This window comes from Pseudomonas baetica, from assembly GCF_051216495.1.
Taxonomy (GTDB): domain Bacteria; phylum Pseudomonadota; class Gammaproteobacteria; order Pseudomonadales; family Pseudomonadaceae; genus Aquipseudomonas; species Aquipseudomonas baetica_B.
Genome location: NZ_JBPKAM010000231.1, coordinates 1 through 1,794 on the forward strand (window position 1 = coordinate 1; position 1,794 = coordinate 1,794).

A 1,794-nucleotide genomic window follows, 5' to 3' on the forward strand; every position below is an offset into this window, starting at 1 on the left:
CCCCCCCCCCCCCCCTCCCCCCCCCCCCCCCCCCCCCCCCCCCCCCCCCCCCCCCCCCCCCCCCCCCCCCCCCCCCCCCCCCCCCCCCCCCCCCCCCCCACAGTTTTTGCAACGCTGATCAACGCGGGGGAAGCTTCCAGCGTTCGCGCAACTGCTCGTACTGCGCCTCGGGCAATTGCACCAGCAGCGGGGACTGGCGCGGGTCGAGCCAACTGAATAACCGCGCGATATCCGCCGGGGCCATGGCGGTACAGCCACGGGTTGGTGTCGTGGGGCCGCGCCAGATGTGGAGGAAAATGCAGGAGCCGGCGGTGGGAGATGCCGGGGTGTTGTGCTCGATGAAAACGCCCTGGCGATACAGCTCATCGTTGCGCCGCATGCGTTCTGAACTGCTCCAGTCCTTGTCGACCGTCGAGCCGTCGACCAGTTGGTTGTAGCGTTTGGACTGGCTGTCATCCACGCATTCGATGCTCGAGGTCAGTGGGAGGTAGGACAGTCGGGTGTCGGCGACAGCGGCGTAACCGAATGCCGTGCCTAGCTTGAAGAGGCCGGCCGGGGCCTTGCCGTCGCCTTCCTGTTTGATGGGGCCCTGGAAATCCTCGACGTTGTTGAGTCCCTTGCCCCAGGCCAATCCGTTTTTGCCGAGAACCACGGGAAAAGAGGCTTCGTATTTTTCAAAGGTGTCGCCGTGCCGTTCATAGCGCTGGGCAGTACCCTGGATGTCATCCCAATGCTTGCTGGTCACGACAATCAGTTGCTGACTGTCGTCCAGCCCCTGCGCCATGGCTGTACAGGGCAACAGCAGTAGGGCGCATGCCCTGAGCAGTCGGTTCATGGCTTGGGCTCAAGCGGCGTGATAGGGAAATCCATGGCCGTCTTCAACGACGCATCGCGGCTATAGGTGAAATGCCACCACTCGGCCGAATAACCGATAAAACCCTCTTGCGCCATGGCACGGGTGAGTCGCTGGCGATTCTCCATGGCACTGCCATTGATCAGTGTCGTGTCGGTATGGGCGCGCTCGTCGAAGCAATCGAATCCGGTGCCCATGTCGACGGCGCCATCGTGCCAGCGCTGTCCATAATCGGCGGTGCAATCGACAGGTGTGGCTGAAGGCGTCCAGGTGTCGGCGGGCAGGGCACCCGGGCCGGTCATGGTCAAGTCGACGGTGTTGCCTTTGGAGTGATTGGAGTTTCGGGCCACATACCCCAGGCGCCAGAAGTCCTGTTTATCCACCCGAGGATAGAACTCGGCCTTTCGTGGGTCGCCGGGCTGCGTGGCAAAGCGTCCCATGTCTGCCACCGCTCGTTTAGGCCGATAGCAGTCAAACACCTTCAAACCATAGCCTTGGGCCCTTAATGCCGCTTGCACCCGGGCCAGGGCCTGGGCGGCGTCCGACGACAACAAGCACTCCGGTGCTTCGTAGCCGTCGAGCGGGTGGCCGGTGAAGTTATGGGCGCTGGCGTAGCGGATGTCTTGTTCGATGGAGGGATCGAGGGTGCGCAGATACACCATGTGGTCGGGCTTGTCTTCAGCATTGGCCAGGACAGGCAAGCAAAGGAGCAGGAGCATTGATCGAGCTGCAAGTGGCATCGTGCCGGGCCTCCATGAATACATGACAAGTCAGCTCATCATGGCTGGAAATCCGCAGCCTGCCAAAGGCAAAAAACCTGTGGGAGCGAGCCTGCTCGCGAAAGCAATCTGTCAGCCGACATCAAAGTGGCTGGCATACCGAATTCGCGAGCAGGCTCGCTCCCACAGGGATTAGCAGAAGGATTGGTCGTGGTGCGCCGG

The 1,794-nt window shown here is 62.5% G+C and carries 2 protein-coding genes; both read right to left on the bottom strand.

The window, feature by feature from the left end; genetic code table 11:
* Window positions 1–118 precede the first annotated feature (118 nt).
* The gene (locus ACSFE6_RS31420; protein WP_435431253.1) at window positions 119–835 is read right to left on the bottom strand and encodes a L,D-transpeptidase family protein; all 717 of its coding nucleotides are present in this window, start codon (window positions 833–835) and stop codon (window positions 119–121) included.
* Window positions 832–1,572 carry a M15 family metallopeptidase gene (locus tag ACSFE6_RS31425; protein WP_435431254.1) on the bottom strand — a complete coding sequence of 247 codons (741 nt, stop codon included), beginning with the start codon at window positions 1,570–1,572 and terminating at the stop codon, window positions 832–834. The genes ACSFE6_RS31420 and ACSFE6_RS31425 overlap by 4 nt, the downstream gene beginning before the upstream one ends.
* Window positions 1,573–1,794 lie beyond the last annotated feature (222 nt).

What these genes read in the sequence shown, in the direction of transcription:
- ACSFE6_RS31420 (WP_435431253.1), bottom strand. Translation starts at nt 835, where the DNA reads ATGAACCGACTGCTCAGGGCATGCGCCCTACTGCTGTTGCCCTGTACA.
- ACSFE6_RS31425 (WP_435431254.1), bottom strand. Translation starts at nt 1,572, where the DNA reads ATGCTCCTGCTCCTTTGCTTGCCTGTCCTGGCCAATGCTGAAGACAAG.